This window comes from Candidatus Magnetobacterium casense, from assembly GCF_019173545.1.
In the GTDB taxonomy this organism is placed as follows: Bacteria; Nitrospirota; Thermodesulfovibrionia; order Thermodesulfovibrionales; family Magnetobacteriaceae; genus Magnetobacterium; species Magnetobacterium cryptolimnobacter.
Map to the genome: position 1 here is coordinate 1 of NZ_JABXWD010000366.1, position 3,369 is coordinate 3,369.

A 3,369-nucleotide genomic window follows, 5' to 3' on the forward strand; every position below is an offset into this window, starting at 1 on the left:
AGGGTGCCTTTGGCGGCATAGACCCCGATGCCCGTGGCAAGATTGCCAGGCTGTGGGCAACCCAATCTGCGTCGCTGGAGAAACTCCACGTCGCAGGGGACGTCATCAGGTGTTTCAGGGATGCCGGTTGTAAGGTTGGGGTTGTCTCAAACATGTGGAGGCCCTACTACGAGGCGTTTAAGGAGGCCTGTCCTGAGCTTTTGGAACTCATCGACTACCAGGCATTGAGCTTTAAGGAGGGGTACAAGAAGCCCGCCCCGGAGATTTTTCTGACAACGCTGGATGCCCTTGACGCCATCCCGCAGGCAACGCTTATGGTCGGGGATACGTATGACAACGACATCGGGCCGGCCATCGCCCTGGGAATGAAGACCGTCTGGGTCTTGTCGCGCATTGAGCATGAGCGTCAGGCACTTATCGGGGTAATCAACGGGCAACGGCAAAAACCCCTGTGCTGCGTTGAAAGTATCAGTGGCTTCGTATAGAGAAGTAGAAAAAGAAAGAAGGAGGGCGGCTCCGCCCCCTCCTCAGACCTCCCCTGCAAGGGGTCACGGACCCCTTGACCCCTTAAATGTTGTTGTGGCCTTTGTTTACATCTTTATGGCTTTAGTTTTTTTGTCGTGTGAATCTCAGGGCGGTTATTTAACGCCAACACAAAAAGGGGGGGAGTTGGTGTTTAATGTGGGGAGGTTGGTGGATAAAATACCGCAATTTTACACTTACGGGTATCAGGGCAAGAAAATTAACTTTTTTGTTATCAGGGTGGATGGTAGGGTGATGTCGTTTCTTGACGCTTGCAAGTCGTGTTATCAGAGGAAGTTGGGGTTTGAGTTTCACGATGGTTACTTTACATGCAGGTCGTGTAAGACTAGTTACTCCGTGCATGAGATCGAAAAGGGGATCAGCAATTGTATACCAGTAAAGATAGATGGCAGGCGACAGGGTGATGACTATCGGATAAGCGTCTCAACCCTTGAGGGGATGGCGTATATGTTTTAGTGAGTTACCTCACATGTTTTGCATACAATCGAAACTCGTTGCAATGCGCAGGTCTGAGCTATTGCTTCAGATTTAAGCTGTCACTTTCAAAAAATATGTCTTCCTTGACCCCTTTGCTCAGGAGAAACTTGACTACTTCCACCGGTTTAAAAAACAACCTCAGTTTCCACAACTTCTTGCCGGCATCGTTGACGATAGCACTGTCGAGCTTGTCTATGACGTCAGATAGGGTCTCGATCGTTTTTTCGTTAAAATCGCTTCTTATCCTTAACTTCTCTGCCAATACGTTTGCATCGTGCAGGTCAATGAGAAATCTCCTGACAACGGACTTCAACGCCAGGAGATAGCCCTTACCGGAGTCAGACTTTAAAAACCCGGGTACGTCTAACAGGAAGGAAGTGAGCGATTTGACATCAGGCAGATTACCCAGGTACTTTATATCCACGGCATATTTGCCACTGCAATGCCTGATGAGTGTGCTTGCCAATTGCTGTGCCTGCTCATGGGCAATCCTGTTTAGCACCAGAAAAGGTTGAAATCTGCAACTCACCTCCTGGACAAGAGGAAAGACCTCCGGATCGATCTCCTTGACCCGATTAACAAACCAGCTCAACATAGCAGATTCGTCATGGGCACAGGCCTGCCCCAGGTCTCGTACAATGGCTCCAATCTCCTTGTGTTTGCCAAACACCGTAACCATCTTTCTAAACAACGCCCCTTGAATAAACCTGTATGCGTTCATCACGGCGCCGGGTTCGGGCACGGTCACCAAAAACCCCCTGTCGGCAAATATGAAGAAGTCCAGTGTGCTCAGGTCCATACCCGCACCGAGGTCTATGACGATGAAATCGGCATCCAGCGTGTAAAGATGTCTTATCAGTTTGACCTTTAGTTCTGCGGCGGGGTTTGACATCGTGGGTGAGTAGTGGGCGCCGCTTATTAAACTCAGATTGGTTATCGGGGTCTTTACGACGATGTCATTGAGAGAGCCGACCTTCTTGTGTATGAAATGAAACAAAGACAACGTCCTGTCAATTACACCGAAATAGGTATGGAGATTAGCCCCACCCAGGTCAAGGTCTACGACTATAACCCTATAGCCCATCATGGCCAGCGTCGTCGAAAGGGTCACGGAAAATATGCTCTTGCCAACCCCTCCCTTGCCTCCTGCCACTGCCAAGATGTGACCAGCCTTTTTGGGCAACTCAGTCATTGCCGTGAATTATGCAGCAGCAAAGGAATCTGGCACTCAGTATATGAACCAATGCATGACCCTCTCCCAGCTTTTGGCAAAGGACAGGGCATACTTCTTCCTCAGACCAACCCGCATAAGGAAACAGTACACATGCAAGGCATTTAGGTAATGCTGCACGAGATGTCTTATATCTCTATGGTTTTTCATAATATGCAAAGTGCAATTATTATACCAGAGGCACTTGTCATTTTACTACCACTGTCGGGGAAACAAACAGACAACCTCTTAGACTATTCCTGCCCGATATCGGTAAGGATTGCCCCAATCCGGAAAACTCTTCCCACAGACATACCTGTGTTGGTTATGCAGACATCAGCACGGAAAATTGACACTTTATGACAGTCATGTGCGTTGCGGTCTGGTTGTTTACCTTTCTTGTGATGTTGACGAATCCTTGTGGGTTTACATAGAATAGCAGGGGTGAATAATTCTCTTAACAGAAGCATTGCCCTGTCCTGGTTTGTCGTGGTTTTGGTTCTCTGCCTCATTCAGCAGGTCTATGGCATACGGTTTTTTTTCCTGGCTATTGCGGTAGTGCTCTATCTTGTCCCTGTGTACTACCTCAGACGTCTGCCGGTGTTTCCCAAGGCCACTGATATTTTTCTGGGCGTGCTGGGGTGTGTCTTATTTGTGCTGCCCTTTGTGCTGATCAAGGTTTTTGTGATGAAGGGGACATTTGTGTCTCCTCCTCCGGTGTATATACTGACGCTGCTCATGCTCAATGCCATGCCGGAAGAACTGTTTTTCAGGGGCTACCTCCAGGAGTCACTGGGCAACGGTGCCTCATCGGTCGTTATTGTTAGCGCCCTGTTTACCCTGTGTCACAGTGGGAGATTTTTTGTCACCGGCGACATTACACCGCTTCTGACCTTCTTCCCCTCGCTGATGATGGGCTGGCTATACCTCAAAACGTCTAACACACTGCCATCAACGCTGTTTCACCTTGTTGCCAACCTCGCCTTTACTTCCATAATATAGCATATTTCATTCATGTTATCATGTACCGTGACCACACCATTATGGGGTCAAGGGGGCTGGCCCCCTTGCAGGGGGTTCTAAAGGGGGGCGGAGCCGCCCCTTTCTTTTTTTTGTATTGCACGCAATAGAAACACTCT

Annotated in this window: 4 protein-coding genes; 3 read left to right on the forward strand and 1 reads right to left on the reverse strand. The window is 48.9% G+C overall.

What is annotated here, in order from left to right; genetic code table 11:
• Positions 1-485: HAD family hydrolase (locus HWQ67_RS14905; RefSeq protein WP_218253483.1), on the forward strand; the 485-nt coding region annotated here is incomplete at its 5' end.
• A gap of 208 nt (positions 486-693) precedes the next feature.
• Positions 694-999, forward strand: a complete 306-nt coding sequence (locus HWQ67_RS14910; RefSeq protein ID WP_218253484.1) for a Fe-S-containing protein — start codon at positions 694-696, stop codon at positions 997-999.
• Positions 1,000-1,057: 58 nt separating this feature from the next.
• Here HWQ67_RS14910 and HWQ67_RS14915 read toward each other — a convergent pair whose 3' ends face one another.
• Complete coding sequence (locus HWQ67_RS14915; RefSeq protein WP_218253485.1) at positions 1,058-2,212, reverse strand: P-loop NTPase; 1,155 nt, start codon at positions 2,210-2,212, stop codon at positions 1,058-1,060.
• A 462-nt stretch (positions 2,213-2,674) separates the two neighbouring features.
• On the opposite strand from HWQ67_RS14915, the gene HWQ67_RS20265 reads away from it, so the two are divergent.
• Positions 2,675-3,232: a CPBP family glutamic-type intramembrane protease gene (locus HWQ67_RS20265; RefSeq protein ID WP_218253486.1), complete on the forward strand. Its 558-nt coding sequence runs from the start codon at positions 2,675-2,677 to the stop codon at positions 3,230-3,232.
• Positions 3,233-3,369 lie beyond the last annotated feature (137 nt).

Coding starts and splice junctions, on each gene's coding strand:
- HWQ67_RS14915 (WP_218253485.1), bottom strand. CDS start 2,212: ATGACTGAGTTGCCCAAAAAGGCTGGTCACATCTTGGCAGTGGCAGGA.